Below are 20,206 nucleotides of genomic sequence, written 5' to 3' on the forward strand. Positions count from 1 at the left end.
TCCCGGTCCGAATGGCACCTGGAACCAGTCGCGCTTGGCGAACCAGATCCGCCGCCTCACGTCCCCCGCGGCTTCGCCCGCCGGGTCGGCGGGGCGGTGGTCGGGTCCTCGGGCCAGGGATGGCGGGGATACTGGCCGCGCATGTCGGCGCGCACCGCCGCCCAGGAGCCGCGCCAGAAGCCCGGCAGGTCGCGGGTGATCTGGATCGGGCGCTGGGCCGGCGAGAGCAGGTGCAGCACCAGGGGCACGCGGCCGCCGCCGATGGTCGGGTGGCGGGTAAGCCCGAACAGCTCCTGCACCCGGACCGCCAAAGCCGGCCCGCCCTCGGCGGCGTAGTCGACCGGGATGCGCGAGCCCGTCGGCACCTCGAGATGGGTGGGCGCCTCGGCGTCGAGCCGGGCGCGCAAGGACCACGGCACGAGATCGTGCAGGGCGTCCGAGAGCCGGTCGGCGCCGATCTCGTCGAGGCGGGTGAGGCCCGAGAGATGGGGGCCGAGCCAGTCGGGCAGGGTCTCGGCGAGGTGGGCATCCGACAGGTCGGGCCATGGCTCCCCCTCGGCGGAGCGGAGGAACATCACCCGCTCGCGCCATTGCTGCGCCGCCTTCGACCAGGGCAGGGCGCCGATTCCGAGCGCGGCGAGGCCGCGGGCCAGGATCGCGGCGCTGCCCTCGTCGGGCGGGACCGGCAGGATCCGCTCGGCCAGCGCGACCGCGCCGAGGCGGCGTTGCGCACGGGCGCGCAGGGCGCGCGCCTCGGGATCGAACTCGATCCGGGTGCGGGCCTCGATCCGGTCGGGAAACAGCGCCTCGATGGCCGGGAGCGCGATCGGCGCCGCCGCCAGGATGCGCGCGGCCGAGGCCTTGCCGACGATCTCGGCCACCGCCAGGAACGGCTCGCGGGCGAGGCCCGCGGCGGGGTCGAGGGCGGCGCCGCGGCCGTTGGCGAGGACGTACTCGCCGGGCCGGCCGCGGGCCCGGGCGATCCGGTCCGGGTAGGCGAGCGCGAGCAGCGTGCCGGTCTCGGGCGCCTCGCCGCCCGCCGGCGCGACCATGCCCGTCGCCAGTTTCGCCCAGCCGGCGGCGAGGCGGCGCATGTCCTCGGCCCTCCCTGAACGGTCGCGGCGCCAGCGCTCGACCCGCTCGGTCAGGTCCACGGCGTCACCGCCGAGGCCGCGCTCCACCAGCACGGCGGCGAGGTCGGCCGCGTCCCGCGCCGCCGCGCGGCTGCGCTCGGCGGCGCTCACCACCATGCGGGCGAGGCGCGGCGGCAGGGGGAGGGCCCGGAGAGCCCGGCCGGCCGCGGTCAGGCGGCCGTCGCCGTCGAGAGCGTCGAGGCCGGCGAGCAGCGCGCGGGCTTCCGCCAGCGCCGGAGCCGGGGGCGGGTCGAGGAAGGGCAGGGTCGTCGGGTCGGCCACACCCCAGGCGGCGCAGTCGAGCACCAGCCCGGCGAGGTCGGCGGCCAGGATCTCGGGCCGGGTGAAGGGCTCCAGCGCGCCCGTCGCCGCCTCGGCCCACAGCCGGTAGCAGACACCGGGTTGCGTGCGGCCGGCGCGGCCCCGGCGCTGGTCGACGGAGGCGCGGGAGGCGCGCTGGGTAACGAGGCGGGTCAAGCCCAGATCCGGCTCGTAGACCGGCACCCGGGCGAGGCCCGAATCGACCACCACCCGCACGCCTTCGATGGTGAGCGAGGTCTCGGCGATGGAGGTGGCGAGCACGACCTTGCGCCGTCCCGCCGGGCTCGGCCGCACCGCCCGGTCCTGCTCGGCCCGGTCGAGGGCGCCGTAGAGCGGGGCGAGGTCGACATCCGCGACGTCGGCGAGGCGCTCGCGCAGGCGCTCCTCGGTGCGGCGGATCTCGGCCTGGCCCGGCAGGAACGCGAGGACCGAGCCGGGCTCCGCCCGGAGCGCCCGCATCACCGCGTCGGTCACCGCGTCCTCGATGCGCTCGCGCGGGTCGCGGTCGAGATGGCGGGTCTCGACCGGGAAGGCCCGGCCCTCCGAGACGATCACCGGCGCGTCGCCCATCAGCGCGGCGACTCGGGCGCCGTCGATCGTCGCCGACATCGCCAGGAGGCGCAGGTCCTCGCGCAGGGCCCCTTGCGCGTCGAGCGCCAACGCGAGACCGAGATCGGCGTCGAGGGAGCGCTCGTGGAACTCGTCGAACAGAACCGCGGCGACGCCGTCGAGCTCGGGATCGTCGAGGATCATGCGGGCGAACACGCCCTCGGTGACGACCTCGATCCGGGTGCGGGCCGAGACCTTGGAGCCGAGGCGCACCCGGAGGCCCACCGTCTCGCCGACCGCTTGCCCCAAGGTCGCGGCCATGCGCTCGGCCGCCGCCCGGGCGGCGAGGCGGCGCGGCTCCAGGAGGATGATCCGGCGGTCGCCGCGCCAGGGCGCCTCCAAGAGGGCGAGCGGCACCCGGGTGGTCTTGCCGGCGCCAGGCGGGGCCACCAGCACCGCGTTGGGCCGGCCGGCGGGCTCCGCCAGGGCGGTGGCGAGGTCGCCGAGGACGGCTTCGATCGGCAGGGAGGGAACGGCGCGCATGGGCGCCGGGATGGCGGAGGCGTGCCGAGGGCGCAAGCCCGGACCGGAGGCCGGCAGGCCCTACGCAGCCTCTGCGGAATTTTTCCCGATGATTTCCGGTGTCGCAGCGGAACCGCGCGGGGGGCGGGAGATTGACGGTTGGGTTGGCCGAGGGGGCCACCGGCTGGAGAATATCGCGATGAAGTCCCTGACCCTGGCGCTGGCGGCGAGCGTTCTACTGGGCGGTCTCGCCATGACCCCGGCCTCGGCCGCCGTGACCGGCCCGGCCCCGGCCGTCGCCGGCGCGGAGTCGACGGTCGAGCACGTCGCCATGCGCCGCCACCACCATTATCACCGCATGAAGCGCCACGACCGCCACATGCGCCGCCATATGCGCCGCAACAACATGCGCGCCGGCGACCCGAACGCCCGCAACCCGTCGCGCCCGGGCTTCCAGCAGCAGCTCGGCAACACCACGGGCGGCCCGCGTTACTGAGCGGCATGGCGGGCGCGCGACGCCGCGCGCCCGTAACGGCGTTGTCGCCATCGGGATGCGACCGGGGACTTGCAAGACGGGACTTGCAAGACGGGACTTGCGCGCGACACCGCGCTGGGCGAGGGGAGCCGGACAGGCTTCCCTCGATCGTTTGAGAGCCCACCCGTGACCGCTTCCTTCCCGCGCGGGCCCGCCCGCCGATGAGCCTCGCTTCCGTCAAGGCCGACCTCGCCGCGCGCGCCCCCGATCTTACCGTGCTCGAGACCGAGGCGAGTTCCGCCACCGTGGCGCTCGCCGCGGCCGCCCACGGCGTCGAGCCCGCCCGCATCGCCAAGACCCTGTCCCTGCGCCTCGGCGAGCGCGTGGTGCTGCTGGTGGCGCGCGGGGACGCCCGCCTCGACAACCGCAAGGCCAAGGCTGCCTTCGGGGCCAAGCCCCGGATGCTCGGGGCGGAGGAGGTCGAAGCGATCACCGGCCATCCGGTCGGCGGGGTCTGCCCGTTCGGCCTCGCCACGCCGCTTCCGGTCTATTGCGACGTCAGCCTCAAGGCCTTCGACGAGGTCGTGCCGGCGGCGGGCTCCCCCAACAGCGCCGTGCGCATCACGCCCGAGCGCATGGCCGCGCTGACGGGGGCCGAGTGGATCGACGTCTGCCAGCCGCCCGAGGCGTGAGCGGGAATCCATTCAGGCGAAAACACTGGCGGCTGTGGATCCGGCGTCATCGACATTCGGGGCTCCCGCGACCTAGCTGTCACGGAGCCTTCAAGCGGCCGGGCCACAAGGCCCCTCCGTCGCGTCACCGTCGTCCGAGACCGCCCTTGATCTTCGTCCATCAGCCGAACGCCTGCGCCAGCACCGGTCAGCCGCTCCTGGAGCGGCGCCTGCTCGAGATGTCGGAGCCGATCCCGCCGGACGCGCTCTGGATCGACCTGATCGATCCGACCCGCCAGGAAGACCACAAGGTCGAGGCTTTCCTCGGCATCTCGATCCCGACCCGGGAGGAGATGCAGGACATCGAACCCTCGGAGCTGCTCTACGTCGAGAACGGCGCCCGCTACATGACCGGGCGGCTCCTGTGCAAGGTCGACACCGACGACGCCCGGCTCACCGGTGTCACCTTCATCCTGCGCGACAACAAGCTCGCCACGGTGCGCTACGACGATCCGCAGGCGTTCCGGATGTTCGTGCACCGGGCAGCGCGCCCGGCCGGGGTGATGCTGACCGGCGAGGCGATCCTCGCCGGCCTGATCGAGACCGTGATCGACCGCGCCGCCGACGTGCTCCAGCTCCAGGGCGAGCGGATCGACAGGCTCTCGCGCTTGATCTTCGCCGAGCATTCCGACCCGAGCGCCCGCAACGCCGAATTGCAGGACACCCTGCGGGCGCTCGGGCGCCACAACGAGCTCCTGTCGCAGCAGCGCGAGAGCCTGGTCTCGGTCGAGCGCATCCTGCTCTCGCTCTCGGCGAGCTACCGCGCCAGCAAGGCGCCGCGCGAGATCCGCGAGGAGGTCCGCTCGACCCTGCGCGACCTCCAGTCGCTGGAGGAGCATGCGAGCTTCCTCTCGGGCAAGATCCAGTTCCTGCTCGACGCCACCCTCGGCCTCGTCAACCTCGAGCAGAACAACATCATCAAGCTGTTCTCGGTCATGGCGGTGGTGTTCATGCCGCCGACCCTGATCGCCTCGATGTACGGCATGAACTTCAAGGTGATGCCGGAGCTCGACTGGGGCTTTGGCTACCCGATGGCGGTGGTGATGATGGTGGTGGCGGCGATCCTGCCCTATGCCTTCTTCCGCTGGAAGCGCTGGCTGTAGGGGGTTTTCGGGGCATGTGCGGCCGCTTCTTCGTCACCTCGTCGCCCGAGAGCTTCCGGGAGTTCTACGGGTACGCCGAGCAGCCGAACTTCCCGGCCCGCCACAACGTGGCGCCAACCCAGCCGGTGGCGGTGGTGACCTCCGAGCACGGGCGGCGGCGCTTCGTGCTGATGCGCTGGGGCTTCCTGCCGGCCTGGGTCAAGGACCCGGACGAGTTTCCCCTCGTGATCAACGCCCGGATCGAGACCGCGATCGAGAAGCCGAGCTTTCGCAATGCCCTGCGCTACCGGCGCTGTATCTTTCTCGCCGACGGCTTCTACGAGTGGCGCCGCGGCGGTCCCCGCGGCCAGGCGCCCTACGCGATCCGCCGCGCCGACGGCCGGCCGATGGCGCTCGCCGGCCTGTGGGAGACCTGGAGCAGCCGCGACGGCTCGGAGATCGACACCGCGGCGATCGTCACCTGCGGCGCCAACGGGCTGCTCGCCGGCATCCACGAACGCATGCCGGCGATCCTGTCGCCGGAGGCGGTCGACCAATGGCTCGACCTGCGGGACGTCGATGCCGGGCGGGCGAGCGGCCTGTGCCGGCCGGCGCCGGAGGAGTGGCTGGAGTTGGGGCCGGCGAGCCGGCGGGTGAACGACGTGCGGAACGACGAGGCCGGGCTGCTGCGGCCGGACGAGGACGCGCCGGCGCCGCCACCGCCGGAGCGGAGGACGGAGGCGCAGAGGTCGTTGTTTTGATCGATGACTCGGTCGAAAATTGCACCGACCATCGAAAGTAGAGCGCGTCCCCTCTCCCGTGTGGGAGAGGGGTTAGGGGTGAGGGTGGCGCGCTTCCGCAGTAAAGCGCGAGCCGTCGTGCTGGCAGCGGAACAGTTCAGTTCTCCTGCGGCACCGTCTCCACCCTCGCGCGATCTTCGATCGCCCCCACCCCTCTCCCACACCGTGCAGCGATACCGGGCAAGGATCTCTGGCAAGCCCGGCATCGCCTGGAGAGGGCATCCAGCGATCACCTTGTATTGTGTTAATTGAAGAGAAACCGGTCTTATTCCGCCGGCGGCCGGGCGCTCTCCCGGAACGGATGCGCCGGATACGTCCCGATGATCCGGAACGCGCTCGAGAAATACGCCAGCTCGTCGAGCGCCCGGCGCAAGGCGGGCTCCTCCGGATGGCCGTCGACCTCGGCGTAGAACTGGGTCGCGGTGAACTGCCCCTCGACCATGTAGCTCTCGAGCTTGGTCATGTTGACGCCGTTCGTCGCGAAGCCCCCGAGCGCCTTGTAGAGCGCGGCCGGGATGTTGCGGACCCGGAAGATGAAGCTCGTCACCGTCGGGCCGTCACCCACCGGCGGCAGGACCGGCTCGCGGGAGAGCACCACGAAGCGGGTCGTGTTGTGCGCCTCGTCCTCGACGTCCTCCTCCAGGATCGAGAGGCCGTAGATCTCGCCGGCGAGCCGCGGCGAGAGCGAGGCGCGGGTGCGGTCGCCGGATTCGGCGACCTGGCGGGCGGCGCCGGCGGTGTCGGGGGCGACCACCGCCTTGATGCCGAGGCGCCGGATGATCTTGCGGCACTGCCCGAGCGCGTGGACGTGGCTGTGCACGGTGCGGATCTCGTCGAGCCGCACGCCCGGCAGGGCCATGAGCTGGAAGTGGATCGGCAGGAACTGCTCGCCGACGATGTGCAGGCCCGACGCCGGCAGCATGTGGTGGATGTCGGCGACGCGGCCGGCGATCGAGTTCTCGATCGGGATCATGCCCAAAGCCGCCGAGCCGTCCTGCACCGCCGTCAGCGCGTCCTCGAAGGTGGCGCAGGGGAGCGGCGTCCAGTCCGGATAGGCCTCCTGGATGATGATGTGCGAGTTGGCACCGGGCTCGCCCTGGTAGGAGATCTGTCGGTTCATCGTCGCGGCTTTCGGAAATCGTCAGTTCAGGCGCCGGGCGGCCAGGATGGCGCGGGCGCGCTCGAGGTCGTGCGGCGTGTCGACGCCGAGCGGCACGTCGTCGACCACCACCGCGTCGATCCGCATCCCGGCCTCGAGTGCGCGCAACTGCTCCAGCTTCTCGCGCTGCTCCAGCGGGCTCGGCGGCAGGGAGACGAAGCGGGCGAGCGCCCGGCGGCGATAGGCGTAGAGACCGATATGGTGGAGGAGCGGGCCATCGCCGTACGGCGCGGTGGCGCGGGTGAAGTAGAGCGCCCTCAGGCGACGCGGCGCGATCTCGGAGCCGACCAGCTTGACGACGCTGGGCTCGGTCCGCTCCTCGGGCCGGGTGATGACGGCGCAGAGCGTCGCGATGTCGACCGCCCGGTCGGCGAGCGGCGCGACCGAGGCGGCGATGGCGGCGGGATCGATCGTCGGCAGGTCGCCCTGCACGTTCACCACCACGTCGTGGCGCCCCTCCGGGTCGATCACCTCCAGCGCCTCGGCCAGGCGGTCGGAGCCGGACGGGTGGTCGGGCCGGGTCATCACCGCGAGGCCCCCCGCCGCCTCGACCGCCTGCACGATCGCGTCCGTGTCGGTGCAGACCACCACCGGGCCGATGCCGGCCTCCACGGCGCGACGCCAGACATGCACGATCATCGGCGCGCCGGCGATGTCGGCCAGCGGCTTCTCGGGCAGGCGGGTGGCGGCGAGGCGGGCGGGGATCAGGACGAGGGGGTCGGACATGCGGCGATTCGGGTCTGTGCGGGACTTGAAGCCTGTGCGGGGCTCGAAGCCTGTGGATGACGGGAGGCCCGGCAAGCCGCGGCTCTTAGCAGCGCCGGCCCGGCTTGTCATGGCGGGCCACTCATGGCGGGAGACCCGCCCGCGACCGTGGCGCCGTCCACACGCCCGCGCTCTGCGACGAACCGACGAGGTTTAGAGCCATTGTCAACCGCGCCGCAGAACGGCTAAGCACCGGCGGACCTTCACTGCGGCGTGGCGCCGGGCCGCGCCTCGCATCGCCCCTGCTCACCGGAGCATCGGAGCTGCCGAGACATGGATTCCTTCGAGCTTAACAAGATCGCCGGCGCAGTGCTCGGCGCCCTGCTCCTCGCGATGGGGACGGGGTTCCTGGCCGAGCTGATCTACAAGCCGAAGCCGGCGGGTGATCGCGGCTACGCGCTGCCGGCCGCCGAGGAGAATGCCGGCGCCGCGGCGCCCGCCGCCGCCAAGGAGGAGCCGCTGCCCGTGCGCCTCGCCAGCGCCGACGCCGCCAAGGGCCAGGCCGCTGCCAAGAAGTGCATGGCCTGCCACAGCTTCGAGAAGGGCGGCCCGAACAAGGTCGGCCCCGACCTCTACGGCGTCGTCGAGCGCCCGAAGGGCAGCCACGAGGGCTTCAACTACTCCGCGGCCATGAAGGCCAAGGGTGGCAACTGGACCTACGAGGACCTCGACCACTTCCTCCACGGCCCGAAGCAGTTCGTCCAGGGCACCATCATGGCCTTCGCGGGCGTGCCCTCGGGCGCCGAGCGGGCCGACATCCTGGCCTACCTCAAGACCCTCTCCGACAAGCCGGTCGACTTCCCGAAGCCCTGAGGGGCTTTGCAAGGACGGCGTGACGACCAGGCCGGGCGAGAGCCCGGCCTTTTTGCGTCAATGGCCCTGCGCCGACGCGCCCGGGTTGGCGGAGCCGCCCCCCGCGACCTAGAACGGGGGGAGACCTGTCCCAGCCGGAGGATCGCCCCGCGTGATCGCACGCCCCCTCACTCGCCGCGCCGCCCTCGCCGTCCTGAGTCTCGCCGCCGTCCCGGCCGGGGCCCGCGCGCAGGGCGCTCCCTCAGCCGGCAGCAATGCGGCGTCCCCCGACGGGGGTTGGCGCCACGGCCTGTCGCTCCTCGGCGAGCCGAAATACCCGGCGGGCTTCACGCATTTCGACTATGCCGACCCGAACGCCCCGAAGGGCGGCCTGGTGCGGTTCGGCTCGCAGGGCTCGTTCGACAATTTCAACATGATCGTCGCCGGGGTGAAGGGCGACCTCGAGAGCCAGATCCCGCTGATCTACGACACCCTGCTGGCCCAGGCGCAGGACGAGGCCTCGACCTATTACGGCCTGCTCGCCGACGGGGTGCGACCGGACGACGACCTCGGCAGCGTGGTCTACCGCCTGCGGCTGGAAGCGCGCTGGCACGACGGGAAGCCGGTGACGCCGGACGACGTGGTGTTCTCCTTCCAGGTGCTGAAGGAGAACAGCCCGCAATACGCCGCCTACTACCACAACGTGACGAAGGCCGAGGTGACCGGCCCGCGCGAGGTGCGCTTCACCTTCTCGGAGAAGGGCAACCGCGAGTTGCCCCAGATCGTCGGCCAGCTGCCGGTGCTGCCGAAGCACTGGTGGGAGGGCAAGGACGCGTCAGGCAAGACCCGCAACCCGACCGAGACGACGCTCGAGATCCCGCTCGGCTCCGGGCCCTATCGCCTCGCCCGGTTCGAGGCCGGCCGTACCGCGACCTACGAGCGGGTGCCGGATTACTGGGGCCGCGATCTCGCCGTGAACCGCGGCGCCAACAATTTCGACACCCAGCGCGCCGAGTATTTTCGCGATGCGACGGTGATGATCGAGGCGTTCAAGGCCGACCAGTTCGACTGGCGCACCGAGAACATCGCCCGCAACTGGGCCACCGCCTATGACGGCTTCCCGGCCGTGCGCGAGGGCCGGATCGTCAAGGAGGAGTTCCCGCAGGCCGGCATGGGCATCATGCAGGCCTTCACCCTCAACCTGCGGCGGAAGAAATTCGCCGACGCGCGAGTGCGCCGGGCCTTCAACCTCGCCTTCGACTTCGAGGAGATGAACCGCACCCTGTTCTACGGGCTCTACAAGCGGGTCGATTCGTACTTCTTCGGCACCGAGCTCGCCTCGTCGGGTCTGCCGGAGGGGCGCGAGCGGGCGATCCTGGAGAGCCTCAAGGACAAGGTGCCGGCATCGGTCTTCACCACGCCCTACAAGAACCCGGTCAACGGCTCGCCCGAGGCGGTGCGCGCCAACCTCCGGGAGGCGGTGCGCCTGTTCCAGGAGGCGGGCTACGAGATCCGCGGCAACCAGATGGTCGAGAAGGCGACCGGCCAGCCCTTCACGGTCGAGTTTTTAGGCTACGACAACTCGGCCGAGCGGGTCGTGCTGCCCTACCGCGCGGCGCTCGAGCGCATCGGCCTCAAGGTGTCGCTGCGGGTGGTCGATCCGGCCCAGTACCAGAACCTCTCGCGCAGCTTCGACTTCGATGCGCTGGCGCTCAGCAACTGGGCGCAATCGCTCTCGCCGGGCAACGAGCAGCGCGATTGCTGGGGCTCGGCCGCCGCCGACCGGCCGGGCTCGCGCAACCTCGCGGGCATCAAGGATGCCGGCATCGACGCGCTCATCGACAAGGTGATCTACGCCGCCGACCGCGAGGAGCTGGTGGCGGCGACGCGGGCGCTGGACCGGGTGCTCCTCGCCCACGACTACGTCGTGCCGCAATGGTCCTCGAACGTGTCGCGGACCCTGCGCTGGAACCGCTTCGGCCATCCGGCGACCCTGCCGAAATACGGCGCCTCCGGCTTCCCGACGACCTGGTGGTACGATTCCACCCTGGCCGCCAAGACCGGGGCGGCGCGGTGATGCGCCGGCGCAGCTTCCTCGCCGGGAGCGGGGCGGCGCTCCTCGCCGCCCGCGTCCCGGCTCTCGCGCAGCAGGGGCCTGAGCGCCACGGCCTGTCGAGCTTCGGCGACCTGAAATACCCCGCGGGCTTCCCGCGCTTCGACTACGTCGATCCGCTCGCGCCGAAGGGCGGCACCTTCTCGGCGCAGCTCTCCGCCACCAGCGGCAACCAGGCCTTCGAGACCTTCAACACCCTCAACATCTACGTGCTGAAGGGCGACGGCGCCGCCGGCATGGACCTGACCTTCGACAGCCTGATGGTCCGGGCCCTCGACGAGCCGGACGCGGTCTACGGCCTCGTCGCCCGCAGCGTGACGGTGAGCGACGACGGGCTGACCTACCGCTTCGCCCTGCGGCCCCAGGCCCGCTTCCACGACGGCTCGCGGCTCACCGCCCGCGACGTCGCCTTCTCGATCACGACGCTGAAGGAGAAGGGCCATCCGCGCATCGCTGCCGTGCTGCGCGACGTCGCGAGCGCGAGCGCGGAGGGCGACGATGCGGTTCTGGTGCGCTTCGCCCCCGGCCGCAGCCGAGACCTGCCATTGATCGTCGCCGACCTGCCGATCTTCTCCGAAGCCTATTACCGCACCCGCGACTTCGAGGCCTCGACCCTGGAGCCACCGCTCGGCTCCGGACCCTACCGGGTGGCGCGGTTCGAGGTCGGCCGCTTCATCGCCTTCGAGCGCGTGGCCGATTACTGGGGCGCCGACCTGCCGGTCACCATCGGCCACAACAACTTTTCCGAGATCCGCTACGAGTATTTTCGCGACCGCGACGTGGCGTTCGAGGCGTTCAAGGCCGGCACCTTCACCTGGCGTGAGGAATTCACCTCCCGGGTCTGGGCCACGGGCTACGACTTCCCGGCCGCGCAGGAGGGCCGGGTCAGGCGCGAGACGGTGCCGGATGCCACGCCCTCGGGCACGCAGGGCTGGTTCCTCAACACCCGCCGGCCGGTCTTCGGCGATCCGCGCATCCGCGAGGCGATCGGGCTCGCCTTCGACTTCGAGTGGTCGAACCAGAACCTGATGTACGGCGCCTACAAGCGCACCGCCTCGTTCTTCGAGAATTCCGACCTGAAGGCGGAGGGCATGCCGTCGCCTGAGGAACTGGCGCTTCTCGAACCGTTCCGGGGACGGGTGCCCGACGAGGTCTTCTCCGAGCCGTGGTCGCCGCCGCGCTCGGACGGGTCGGGCCAGGACCGGGCGCTCCTGCGCCGGGCCGACACGCTGTTGCGCCAGGCCGGCTGCACCCGCGACGGCGGAGTGATGAAGCTGCCCGACGGCCAGCCGCTCGCCTTCGAGTTCCTGGATTCCTCGCCGGTCTTCCAGCCGCTGCTGCAATCCTACATCAAGAACCTGAGCCTGCTCGGCATCCGGGCCAGCTCGCGCCTCGTCGACGCGGCGCAGTACCAGGCGCGGCTGAAGGATTTCGACTTCGACGTGGTCTCGGCCCGGTTCAGCGGCTCGGTCACCCCGGGGGCGGCCTTGCGCGAGGTCTACGGCAGCCGCGCTGCCAAGGTGCCGGGCTCGCAGAACCTCGCCGGCATCGAGAACCCGGCCGCCGACGCGATGCTCGACCGCATCGCCGACGCCGCCTCGCGGCCGGCGCTCACCACCGCCTGCCGGGCGCTCGACCGGGTGCTGCGCGCCGGGCGCTACTGGGTGCCGATGTGGTACGGCGCCACCCACCGCCTCGCGCTCTGGGACATGTACGGCCGGCCGCGCGAGCTGCCGAAATACGGCCTCGGCGTGCCCGCCCTGTGGTGGCACGACGCCGACAAGGCCCGGAAGATCGGACGGACCTGACACAATGGCCGCTTACATCCTGCGCCGCCTGCTCCTGATGATCCCGACGATCCTCGGGATCATGCTGATCTCCTTCGTGATCGTGCAATTCGCTCCTGGCGGGCCGGTCGAGCGGGTGCTGGCCCAGCTCCAGGGCCAGAACACCGCCATGTCCCGGGTCACCGGCGGCGGCGGCGACCTCGCCGGGCGCGGCGGCACATCGACCGGCGGGGGAGGGGAATCGAATTCCCGCTATCGCGGCGCGCAAGGCCTCGATCCGGCCTTCATCAAGCGCCTGGAGCAGCAATTCGGCTTCGACAAGCCCGCCCCCGAGCGCTTCCTGAAGATGCTGTGGGACTATGCCCGCTTCGATTTCGGCAAGAGCTACTTTCGCGATGTCTCGGTGCTTCAGCTGATCCGCGAGAAGCTGCCGGTCTCGATCAGCCTCGGCCTGTGGATGACGCTGATCTCCTACGCGATCTCGATTCCGCTCGGCATCCGCAAGGCGGTCCGCGACGGCTCGCCCTTCGACGTCTGGACCTCGGGCGTCGTCATCGTCGGCTACGCGATTCCCGGCTTCCTGTTCGCGATCCTCTTGATCGTGCTGTTCGCCGGCGGCTCGTTCCTGCAGGTCTTCCCGCTCCGCGGGCTCACCAGCGAGGGCTGGTCGACCTTCCCGCTGTGGCAGAAGGTGACCGACTACCTCTGGCACATCACGCTGCCGATCATCGCCATGGCGATCGGGGCCTTCGCCACCTCGACCCTGCTCACCAAGAACTCGTTCCTCGACGAGATCCGCAAGCAATACGTGCTGACCGCGCGGATGAAGGGCCTGTCCGAGCGCCAGGTGCTGTACGGCCACGTCTTCCGCAACGCGATGCTGATCGTCGTGGCGGGCTTCCCGGGCGCGTTCATCTCGGCGTTCTTCGCCGGCTCGCTGCTGATCGAGACCATCTTCAGCCTCGACGGGCTGGGCCTGCTCTCGTTCGAATCGATCGTGAACCGCGACTACCCGGTGGTGTTCGCCAACCTGTACATCTTCTCGCTGCTCGGGCTGGTGGTGAACCTGATCTCCGACCTGACCTATAGCTGGATCGACCCCAGGATCGATTTCGAGGCGCGGGCGGCGTGAGGCGGATGCCTGTCGTGGAGATCACGGGCTGACGCCAGTTCGTGACCCTCCGGCCCCTTTCCCGGATCTCCTTCCGCTGTCGCTTCAGTCGTCCGGGAAAGGGAGCGGATAGACGGGGTAAGGCGTCAGCGTTTGCCCAGCCCGCACGACCGGCCCTCTCCGAGGACCGTGTGCGATCATCTCTAAAAGAACGATCTTACCAATCCGCTCACCAGCAGGTTCCATCCGTCGATCAGGATGAAGAACAGCACCTTGAACGGCAGCGAGATCACCGTCGGCGGCAGCATCATCATGCCCATCGACATCACGATCGTCGAGACGATCATGTCGATGACGAGGAAGGGCAGGGCGATGAGGAAGCCGATCTCGAAGCCGCGGCGCAGTTCCGAGATCATGAAGGCCGGGATCAGGATGCGCAGGTCGATCTTCTCGCCCTCCTGAGGCTTCGGGAAGCTGCGGCTGGCGAGGTCCTGGAAGGTCTGGAGGTCCTTCGGCCGCACCTGGGCCGACATGAACTCGCGGAACGGATCGGTGATGCGGGTGAACGCCTCCTCCTCGCTGATCCGGTTCTCCTGCAGCGGCCGCACGCCCTCGCTCCAGGCCCGGTCGAAGGTCGGCGCCATGACGTAGAAGGTCATGAACAGCGACAGGCTGACGAGGAAGAGGTTCGCCGGCGTGCTCTGGAGGCCGAGCCCGGATCGCAGGAACGAGAAGGCGACGGCGAAGCGCGTGAAGCTCGTCACCATCACGAGCAGTCCCGGCGCCAGCGACAGCACCGTGAGCAGGGCGACGAGCTGGAGGATGCGCCCGCTCGCCGCGCCGTTGCCGGGGGGCAGCAGCGCGTCGAGGCCCGGGATGCCGGTGACGCTCCCCGCCGCCCCCTGCGCCAGGGCGGCGCCGGCGGGCAGGAGCAGGAGCGCGAGCGTCCCGAGGACGAGGGCCGTGCACCGCTTCACTGAAACACGCGTCATTGCACCACCAGGGCCTCGACGATCAGCTCGCGGATCGCCCCCTTGGTGCGCAGGGACACGCGCTCGTTGAGGTCCTCGCGCAGGTGCTGGAGGCCGCTCGCGCCCTCGATCTGCGCCGTCGAGAGCGTGCGCAGGTAGGCGATGATGTCGGCCTTGATCTCCGCCACGGTGATGTCCGGGGTCGGCAGGCTGCCGGTCTTGAACACCACCGAGGATTCGAGCCGGATCCACGAATCGGCCGGCTCGGCGAGGTTCGTCACCACCGAGCCGACGCTGCGCAGGGACAGCTCGCCGCTGTAGTTCAGCACCTTGGCGGCCTTCTCGTGCTCCTGCGCCTCGCGGGTCTTCTGGTCGACCGCCTTCTCGACGCTCGTCATCAGGTACATGCCGAGGCCGGCGCCGGTGCCGACCGCCACCAGGGTGCAGAGGGCGAGCGCCCCGATCCAGGCCTTGCCGCCGCCCTTCTTCTTGTCGTCCGTCTTGTCCGCCATCGCGCGCTCCTGGATTCCGCCGTCAGAACGGCGCGACGGTCTCGAAGATCTGCTGGCCGAGGGTCGGCGCCTGCACGTCGGTCAGGCGGCCGCGGCCGCCATAGGAGACCCGGGCCTCGGCGATCTTGTCGTAGTCGATGGTATTCTTGCGCGAGATGTCCCGCGGCCGGACGATGCCGGCGACGTTGAGCACCCGCACCTCGTTGTTGACCCGGATCTCCTGCGACCCGCTGATCAGGAGGTTGCCGTTCGGCAGGGCCTCGGTGACCACGGCGGCCACCGACAGGCTCAACGATTCCTTGCGGTCGATCGTGCCCTGGCCCTTGGTCTCGGTGCCCGAGCGGATGCCGGTATCGGCGGTGGCCGAATCCTTCAGCCCCGAGACGCCGTAGCCGAAATCGAAGCCGAGGCTGGACTTCTGGCTGCGCGAGCGGTCGCTGGCATTGTCGAACTGCGCCTTGTCGTTGATGACGATGCTGACCGTCAGCACGTCGCCGATGTTGCGGGCGCGGGGATCCTGAAAGAGGTCGGCGCTCCCCGGCGACCAGGTCGAGTGGTAGCCGTGCCGGCTCTGCAGCGAGCCGAAGGTCGAGGGCAGGGCCTCGCGCGGGGCGGCGAGCCCGGTGCCGATCGGCGTCAGCACCGGCTGTCGGCCGAGCTCGTCGAGCTTGCTCTGGCAGCCGGCGAGCGCGAGGCCGGCTGCGGTGAGGGTCAGGAGGCGGGCGGCCGGGGCTCTACGGGTCATCACGATCTCTCGTTGTCCTTGCGGCGGCCGGCCTCGGCCATCCGGCGGGCGAGGGCGGCGGCGCGGGAGGCCTCCATCTCGGCGAGCACGGCGCTCGCCGCGCGGGCGTTGAGCTTCACCAGGATCGCCGCCGCGTTGTCCTCGGGCATGTTGGAGAGCTGGAGCGCCGCCGCGTCGGCCTTCATCTTGGCGTAGACCGCGACCACGCTCTCGTCGGCCTTGGCCAAAAACTCCTTGCGGCGCTGGACCACCGCCTCGTACTCGGCGCGCTTCTCCTCGAGGCGGCGGATGCGCTCCTCGACCTGCTTCTCGAGCGCGGCGAGCTGCTCCTTCTGCCACGCGAAGCGGGCGTCCGACGCCGCGTCCGCGATGGTGGCGCAGTAGCCGGTCTTGCCTGGCTCCTTGCCCGACTCGCGGAAATCCTGCGCGGTCGGCTCCTTCGGGGCGTCCCGGGCGGCGATGGCGCGCATCGCCGCGTCCTTCGCCGGGTCGCTCGCCGCCCCGCCATGGCCGTCGCCGGCGGCGAAGGCCGGGCCGGCCAGCGCCAGGAGGAGGGCTGTCACGACGAACCGGGTCATTGGACGACGAGCTCCGCCTGGAGGGCACCGGCGGTCTTCACCGCCTGGAGGATCGCGATGATGTCGGTGGGCTTGAGCCCCACCTGGTTGAGCCCGCGCACCAGGGTCTGCAGGTCGGAGCCGCCGAGCACCGCGAGCTTGCCCTGTTCCTCGCGGGCCGCGACTTCCGTGCGCGGCACCACCGTGGTCTGGCCGTTGGAGAAGGGCGCGGGCTGCGACACCTCCGGCGTCTCGGTGACCCGCACCGTGAGGTTGCCGTGGGTGACCGCCACCGTGGAGATCTGCACGTTGCGGCCGATCACCACCGTGCCGGTGCGCTGGTCGACCACGACCCGGGCCGGCACGTCGGGCTGGATCGTCAGGTCGCCGATCTCGGCGACGAGGCGCGGCAGGATCATGTCGCGCGGGCGCTGGAGCACCACCGAGCGCTGGTCGCGGGGGCTCGCGATGCGGCGGCGGAAGCGGCCGACCGCGTAGGTGTTGATCGCGTCGGCCACCATCGTGGCGGTCTTGAAGTCGGGGTTCTTCAGCTCGAAGATCAGCTCCGGCAGGTCGCGGAACGCGCCCGGCACCTCGCGCTCGATCAGCGCACCGTTCGGGATGCGGCCGGCGGTCGGCACGCCCTGCGTCAGCTGCTCGGCCTGGCCCTGAGCCGAGAAGCCGGAGACCGCGAGCGGCCCCTGCGCGGCGGCGTAGACGTTGCCGTCGCCGCCGGAGAGGGGCGTCATCAGCAGGGTGCCGCCGCGCAGCGAGGTCGCATCGCCCAGCGAGGTCACCGTCACGTCGATGCGCGAGCCGGCACCGACGTAAGGCGGCAGGTCCGCCGTCACCATCACGGCGGCGACGTTGCGGGTGCGCAGGCGCGCGTCGCGCACGTTGATGCCCATCCGGTCGAGCATCGATTGCAGCGACTGCTCGGTGAACTGGGCGTTGCGCAGGGTGTCGCCGGTGCCCTGCAGGCCGGTGACGAGGCCGTAGCCGACGATCTGGTTGTCGCGCACGCCCTTGAGGGTCGCGACGTCCTTGATCCGGGCGAAGCCGCCGCTGGCGATCACGGGGGCCGCGGCGCGCGCGGGTAAGACCGGCGCGACGTCGAGCCCCATCACGAGGACCAGCGCCAGGACGAGGCCGGCCCGGACGGTGCGGAGGGCGGCCCGCATCAGAACCCGCCGATCTTGATGCGGCCGTCCGCCGTCACGGTGCCGAGCACGATGCGGTTGGTGTCGGTGTTGCGCACCCGGATGGTCTCGCCGAGGCCGCCATTCTGCAGCGGCGAGCCGACCGCCGTGATGACGAGGCCGTTCTCCTCGAAGATCATCTGGGTCGGCGCGCCGCGGCTGACGAGGCGCGGATCGTCGACGGCGTTGACCGGCACCGGCTCGCCCGGCAGCAGCATCCGGCGGGCGGTGCGCCCGACGACGGCGAGCGGCGCGTCGATCACCGCCGCGCGCGCCCGATAGGTCGTCGGATAGGCCTGGAGCCGCAGCATCGACTCCTTGATCGTGTCGCCCGGATAGATCGTCACGGTCGGCACCGGCAGCATCATCTCGGTTCCCGCGAGGGCGGCGGGCGAGTCGGCGGGCGACGGGGCCGGCGCGGCCACGCCGAGAACGGCCGGGACGCACAGGCCGACCAGCGCCAGGAGAAGGCGGGAGAGCCGAAGACGGGAGTGCCGGAGGAGGGAACGCATGGATGTGTCGCGCCGGGAGGAGGGGCGCCGCCGGGTCCGGCGGCGTGGCAGTCTCACCGAGGCCGGGGTCGGGACGACCCCGGCTCTAGAGCGCTTCACGATTACGCTGCAATCGCGAAGCTTCTCTAGGTCTTTGATTTTGCCGCATTTTCTGCGACGAACCGGTATCCACTTCGTCGGAAAATGCTCTAAGCAGATTTCGCAAAAAGTGGCCACCGGTTTTGCGATAAAAACCTGCGACAAAACAAGAAGCTGAGCGGACGAAGCGTTGGCCTGCCAACGCAAGTCTGCTTAGCGGATTCCCTTGGAGATCGTGCTCGCCATCTCGTCGACGGCCTGGATCACCTTGGAGTTCATCTCGAACGAGCGCTGGGCGGTGATCAGGCTGGTGATCTCCTTGACCGGATCGACGTTCGACCCTTCGAGGTAGCCCTGCTGGAGCTTGCCGTAGCTCGCATCGCCCGGGTTGCCGATCACCGCCGCGCCCGAGGCCGGGGTCTCGCGGTAGAGGCCGTTGCCGAGGGGCTCCAGCCCCGACTCGTTGGCGAAGTTGGCGATGGTGATCTGGCCGATATTCTGCTGCGCCACCTGGCCGTCGATCTTGGCGTAGACTTGGCCCGACTGGTTGATGGTGATCTCGGTGGCGTTGTTCGGAATCAGGATCGCCGGATCGACCGTGTAGCCCTCCAGCGTGACGAGCTGGCCGGTGGCGTTCTTGTTGAAGGCGCCGGCGCGGGTGTAGTTGATCTCGCCGCTCGGGCTCGTGATCTGGAAGTAGCCGCGGCCGTTGATGGCGAGATCGAGCTGGTTCGCCGTGTTGGTGAGCTGGCCCTGGCGGTGCAGGTTGCGGATCGCCGCGGCGCGCACGCCGAGGCCGAGCATCGCGCCCTCGGGGACCGCCTCCTGGCCGGACTGGTTCGGCACGCCCTGCTGCCGCTCGGCCTGGTAGAGCAGGTCGGTGAACTCGGCCCGCGCCCCCTTGAACCCGGTGGTGTTCAGGTTGGCGATGTTGTTGGCGATGACTTCGAGGTTGAGCTGCTGGGCGGACATGCCCGTGGCGGCGACGGCGAGCGCTCTCATCTTAACAAGTCCTCAGATCGCCATGCGGCTCAGTTCGAGATAGGCGGCCACGACCTTGTCGCGGATGGCGACCGCGGTCTGCAGGCTCTGCTCGGCGGACATCACCGCCTCGACCACCTGCTGCGTCGAGGCCTTGCCCTGGATGCCGGCGATCGAGGCGGCCTCGCCGGCGCGCAGGTCGTTGCGCACGCCGCTCGCGAAGCTCGCCATGATCTGCCCGAAATCGGTGGGCGCGGCAGCCTCGACGCCCGGGAAGCCGGCGCCGGTCACGGAAGGGAGCACCGCCCGCTGGACGGAGGCGGCGGCCTCGGGACGGGCGGATGCGGCGGCCCGGTCGAAGGCCGAGAGGGTGAGGGCCTCGATCATCGGATGCTCATGTCCTCAGGAGGTCGATCACGCTGGCCACCATCGCGCGGGCCTGCTTGATCACCTGCAGATTGGCTTCGTAGGAGCGGTTGGCCTCGCGCATGTCGGCCATCTCGATCAGGGCATTCACGTTCGGCAGCTTGACGTTGCCGTTCTGGTCCGCCGCCGGGTTGCTCGGGTCGTGCTCGACCCGGAACGGGGTCCTGTCGGTGTCGATGTCGCGCACCTTGACCGAGGCGGCGCCGACCGCCCGGTCGAGCTCGGCCTTGAAGGTGACGGTCTTGCGCGCATACGGGTCGGCGCCCGGCTCGGCCCCGGTCGACTGGGCGTTGGCGAGGTTCTCCGACACCACCCGCATGCGCAGGGACTGGGCCTCGAGGCCCGCACTCGCGAGGCGGGAGGCGGCGAGCAGGGGGTCGATCACGATCCGCTCCTCACGGCCGACATCAGCATGCGGTGGAAGCTGCGCACCACCCCGACATCGAGGTTGTGCTGGCGCGACACCTCGCTCGCCTTCAGCATCTCCTGCTCCAGGCTGACGCTGCTGGAGGTCTCGAGCACGTCCCAGCCGGACTTGTCGGGGCGGACCGACACCCCGAGGCCCGGGGCGTTGAGATGGGCCTGCGCGGTCTGCGCCATGTCAGTGCCGCCGGCGCGGGCCAGCACCTGGGCGAAGGGCACGACGTCCCGGGCCTGGTAGCCCTGGGTGTTGGCGTTGGCCACGTTGCCGGCGATCGTCGACTGGCGCACCGACAGGTAGCCGGTATGCATCGAGGCGAGATCGAACAGGTAGAGCCCCGTCACGCGATTCCCCCCATGCCTGCCACTCCTTGAGTCCTGTGCCGAAACGACCCGACGCCCGGGCCCTGCCGCGTAACCGAGGATTTAGAAGCGCTACCTTGCCCGAGGCTGGCGGAGCTTGCG

The 20,206-nt window shown here is 70.6% G+C and carries 22 protein-coding genes; 9 read left to right on the plus strand and 13 right to left on the minus strand.

Going from position 1 to position 20,206, the window contains the following annotated elements; translation table 11 throughout:
* Positions 1–56 precede the first annotated feature (56 nt).
* Positions 57–2,546 (minus strand): ATP-dependent helicase HrpB, encoded by a 2,490-nt coding sequence (hrpB, locus tag DK412_RS11545; protein ID WP_109972062.1) that lies wholly within the window; start codon positions 2,544–2,546, stop codon positions 57–59.
* Between the two features lie 178 nt (positions 2,547–2,724).
* Between hrpB and DK412_RS11550 the strand changes: the two genes are divergently transcribed.
* The 4 genes from DK412_RS11550 (at position 2,725) to DK412_RS11565 (ending at position 5,574) form a co-directional block, all read left to right on the plus strand.
* Positions 2,725–3,021 carry a hypothetical protein gene (locus DK412_RS11550; RefSeq protein WP_109972063.1) on the plus strand — a complete coding sequence of 99 codons (297 nt, stop codon included), beginning with the start codon at positions 2,725–2,727 and terminating at the stop codon, positions 3,019–3,021.
* Positions 3,022–3,221: 200 nt separating this feature from the next.
* Positions 3,222–3,692, plus strand: a complete 471-nt coding sequence (locus DK412_RS11555) for a YbaK/EbsC family protein (RefSeq protein ID WP_109972064.1) — start codon at positions 3,222–3,224, stop codon at positions 3,690–3,692.
* Positions 3,693–3,838: 146 nt separating this feature from the next.
* Complete coding sequence (locus DK412_RS11560) at positions 3,839–4,834, plus strand: magnesium transporter CorA family protein (RefSeq protein ID WP_109972065.1); 996 nt, start codon at positions 3,839–3,841, stop codon at positions 4,832–4,834.
* A gap of 14 nt (positions 4,835–4,848) precedes the next feature.
* Positions 4,849–5,574 (plus strand): SOS response-associated peptidase, encoded by a 726-nt coding sequence (locus tag DK412_RS11565; protein ID WP_109972066.1) that lies wholly within the window; start codon positions 4,849–4,851, stop codon positions 5,572–5,574.
* Between the two features lie 304 nt (positions 5,575–5,878).
* Here DK412_RS11565 and DK412_RS11570 read toward each other — a convergent pair whose 3' ends face one another.
* On the minus strand, positions 5,879–6,733 hold the full coding sequence (locus tag DK412_RS11570; RefSeq protein WP_109972067.1) for a prephenate dehydratase: 855 nt from the start codon (positions 6,731–6,733) through the stop codon (positions 5,879–5,881).
* 21 nt (positions 6,734–6,754) lie between these two features.
* Complete coding sequence (locus tag DK412_RS11575) at positions 6,755–7,498, minus strand: 3-deoxy-manno-octulosonate cytidylyltransferase (RefSeq protein ID WP_109972068.1); 744 nt, start codon at positions 7,496–7,498, stop codon at positions 6,755–6,757.
* Between the two features lie 312 nt (positions 7,499–7,810).
* Between DK412_RS11575 and DK412_RS11580 the strand changes: the two genes are divergently transcribed.
* The 4 genes from DK412_RS11580 (at position 7,811) to DK412_RS11595 (ending at position 13,361) form a co-directional block, all read left to right on the plus strand.
* On the plus strand, positions 7,811–8,350 hold the full coding sequence (locus DK412_RS11580) for a cytochrome c family protein (protein ID WP_109972069.1): 540 nt from the start codon (positions 7,811–7,813) through the stop codon (positions 8,348–8,350).
* A 151-nt stretch (positions 8,351–8,501) separates the two neighbouring features.
* Positions 8,502–10,406 (plus strand): extracellular solute-binding protein, encoded by a 1,905-nt coding sequence (locus tag DK412_RS11585; RefSeq protein WP_204165552.1) that lies wholly within the window; start codon positions 8,502–8,504, stop codon positions 10,404–10,406.
* Complete coding sequence (locus DK412_RS11590; protein ID WP_109972070.1) at positions 10,406–12,250, plus strand: extracellular solute-binding protein; 1,845 nt, start codon at positions 10,406–10,408, stop codon at positions 12,248–12,250. Before DK412_RS11585 ends, DK412_RS11590 begins: the two co-directional genes overlap by 1 nt.
* A gap of 4 nt (positions 12,251–12,254) precedes the next feature.
* Positions 12,255–13,361 carry a microcin C ABC transporter permease YejB gene (locus DK412_RS11595; protein WP_109972071.1) on the plus strand — a complete coding sequence of 369 codons (1,107 nt, stop codon included), beginning with the start codon at positions 12,255–12,257 and terminating at the stop codon, positions 13,359–13,361.
* A gap of 182 nt (positions 13,362–13,543) precedes the next feature.
* On the opposite strand, the gene fliP is transcribed toward DK412_RS11595, so the two are convergent.
* From fliP to flgA, 6 genes are read right to left on the minus strand one after another with little or no spacing between them, the layout of a single operon-like run.
* A complete protein-coding gene (fliP, locus tag DK412_RS11600; protein WP_109972072.1) occupies positions 13,544–14,332 on the minus strand; it encodes a flagellar type III secretion system pore protein FliP in 789 nt (262 codons plus the stop codon).
* Entirely contained in the window at positions 14,329–14,823 is a 495-nt protein-coding gene (locus DK412_RS11605; RefSeq protein ID WP_093570889.1) for a flagellar basal body-associated FliL family protein, read from the minus strand. The genes fliP and DK412_RS11605 overlap by 4 nt, the downstream gene beginning before the upstream one ends.
* Before the next feature lie 22 nt (positions 14,824–14,845).
* Positions 14,846–15,568, minus strand: a complete 723-nt coding sequence (gene flgH / locus DK412_RS11610; protein ID WP_109972073.1) for a flagellar basal body L-ring protein FlgH — start codon at positions 15,566–15,568, stop codon at positions 14,846–14,848.
* On the minus strand, positions 15,568–16,146 hold the full coding sequence (locus DK412_RS11615; RefSeq protein ID WP_109972074.1) for a MotE family protein: 579 nt from the start codon (positions 16,144–16,146) through the stop codon (positions 15,568–15,570). Before DK412_RS11615 ends, flgH begins: the two co-directional genes overlap by 1 nt.
* Positions 16,143–17,249 carry a flagellar basal body P-ring protein FlgI gene (gene flgI, locus DK412_RS11620; protein ID WP_109975208.1) on the minus strand — a complete coding sequence of 369 codons (1,107 nt, stop codon included), beginning with the start codon at positions 17,247–17,249 and terminating at the stop codon, positions 16,143–16,145. Before flgI ends, DK412_RS11615 begins: the two co-directional genes overlap by 4 nt.
* A 56-nt stretch (positions 17,250–17,305) precedes the next feature.
* On the minus strand, positions 17,306–17,692 hold the full coding sequence (gene flgA, locus DK412_RS11625; protein ID WP_244539728.1) for a flagellar basal body P-ring formation chaperone FlgA: 387 nt from the start codon (positions 17,690–17,692) through the stop codon (positions 17,306–17,308).
* A gap of 142 nt (positions 17,693–17,834) precedes the next feature.
* Here flgA and DK412_RS30180 point away from each other — a divergent pair, with 142 nt between their 5' ends.
* Positions 17,835–18,092, plus strand: coding sequence for a hypothetical protein (locus tag DK412_RS30180; protein WP_162596186.1), 258 nt, complete (start codon positions 17,835–17,837; stop codon positions 18,090–18,092).
* 35 nt (positions 18,093–18,127) lie between these two features.
* Here the strand turns inward: DK412_RS30180 and flgG are convergent, their stop codons facing one another.
* The 4 genes from flgG to DK412_RS11645 are packed head-to-tail and all read right to left on the minus strand — an operon-like array spanning position 18,128 to position 20,086.
* The gene (gene flgG / locus DK412_RS11630) at positions 18,128–18,916 is read right to left on the minus strand and encodes a flagellar basal-body rod protein FlgG (protein ID WP_109972075.1); all 789 of its coding nucleotides are present in this window, start codon (positions 18,914–18,916) and stop codon (positions 18,128–18,130) included.
* A 12-nt stretch (positions 18,917–18,928) separates the two neighbouring features.
* Entirely contained in the window at positions 18,929–19,282 is a 354-nt protein-coding gene (locus DK412_RS11635) for a flagellar hook-basal body complex protein FliE (protein ID WP_109972076.1), read from the minus strand.
* Positions 19,283–19,289: 7 nt separating this feature from the next.
* Positions 19,290–19,706, minus strand: a complete 417-nt coding sequence (flgC, locus tag DK412_RS11640; RefSeq protein ID WP_109972077.1) for a flagellar basal body rod protein FlgC — start codon at positions 19,704–19,706, stop codon at positions 19,290–19,292.
* A complete protein-coding gene (locus DK412_RS11645) occupies positions 19,703–20,086 on the minus strand; it encodes a flagellar basal body protein (protein ID WP_245447588.1) in 384 nt (127 codons plus the stop codon). Before DK412_RS11645 ends, flgC begins: the two co-directional genes overlap by 4 nt.
* Positions 20,087–20,206 lie beyond the last annotated feature (120 nt).

The organism is Methylobacterium sp. 17Sr1-1, assembly GCF_003173775.1.
Lineage (GTDB): Bacteria > Pseudomonadota > Alphaproteobacteria > Rhizobiales > Beijerinckiaceae > Methylobacterium.

Coding starts and splice junctions, on each gene's coding strand:
- DK412_RS11550 (WP_109972063.1), top strand. CDS start 2,725: ATGAAGTCCCTGACCCTGGCGCTGGCGGCGAGCGTTCTACTGGGCGGT.
- DK412_RS11635 (WP_109972076.1), bottom strand. CDS start 19,282: ATGATCGAGGCCCTCACCCTCTCGGCCTTCGACCGGGCCGCCGCATCC.
- DK412_RS11575 (WP_109972068.1), bottom strand. CDS start 7,498: ATGTCCGACCCCCTCGTCCTGATCCCCGCCCGCCTCGCCGCCACCCGC.
- DK412_RS11590 (WP_109972070.1), top strand. CDS start 10,406: ATGCGCCGGCGCAGCTTCCTCGCCGGGAGCGGGGCGGCGCTCCTCGCC.
- DK412_RS30180 (WP_162596186.1), top strand. CDS start 17,835: ATGGATGTGTCGCGCCGGGAGGAGGGGCGCCGCCGGGTCCGGCGGCGT.
- flgH (WP_109972073.1), bottom strand. CDS start 15,568: ATGACCCGTAGAGCCCCGGCCGCCCGCCTCCTGACCCTCACCGCAGCC.
- fliP (WP_109972072.1), bottom strand. CDS start 14,332: ATGACGCGTGTTTCAGTGAAGCGGTGCACGGCCCTCGTCCTCGGGACG.
- flgA (WP_244539728.1), bottom strand. CDS start 17,692: ATGATGCTGCCGGTGCCGACCGTGACGATCTATCCGGGCGACACGATC.
- flgI (WP_109975208.1), bottom strand. CDS start 17,249: ATGGGGCTCGACGTCGCGCCGGTCTTACCCGCGCGCGCCGCGGCCCCC.
- DK412_RS11565 (WP_109972066.1), top strand. CDS start 4,849: ATGTGCGGCCGCTTCTTCGTCACCTCGTCGCCCGAGAGCTTCCGGGAG.
- DK412_RS11570 (WP_109972067.1), bottom strand. CDS start 6,733: ATGAACCGACAGATCTCCTACCAGGGCGAGCCCGGTGCCAACTCGCAC.
- DK412_RS11605 (WP_093570889.1), bottom strand. CDS start 14,823: ATGGCGGACAAGACGGACGACAAGAAGAAGGGCGGCGGCAAGGCCTGG.
- DK412_RS11615 (WP_109972074.1), bottom strand. CDS start 16,146: ATGACCCGGTTCGTCGTGACAGCCCTCCTCCTGGCGCTGGCCGGCCCG.
- DK412_RS11580 (WP_109972069.1), top strand. CDS start 7,811: ATGGATTCCTTCGAGCTTAACAAGATCGCCGGCGCAGTGCTCGGCGCC.
- DK412_RS11595 (WP_109972071.1), top strand. CDS start 12,255: ATGGCCGCTTACATCCTGCGCCGCCTGCTCCTGATGATCCCGACGATC.
- hrpB (WP_109972062.1), bottom strand. CDS start 2,546: ATGCGCGCCGTTCCCTCCCTGCCGATCGAAGCCGTCCTCGGCGACCTC.
- DK412_RS11555 (WP_109972064.1), top strand. CDS start 3,222: ATGAGCCTCGCTTCCGTCAAGGCCGACCTCGCCGCGCGCGCCCCCGAT.
- flgG (WP_109972075.1), bottom strand. CDS start 18,916: ATGAGAGCGCTCGCCGTCGCCGCCACGGGCATGTCCGCCCAGCAGCTC.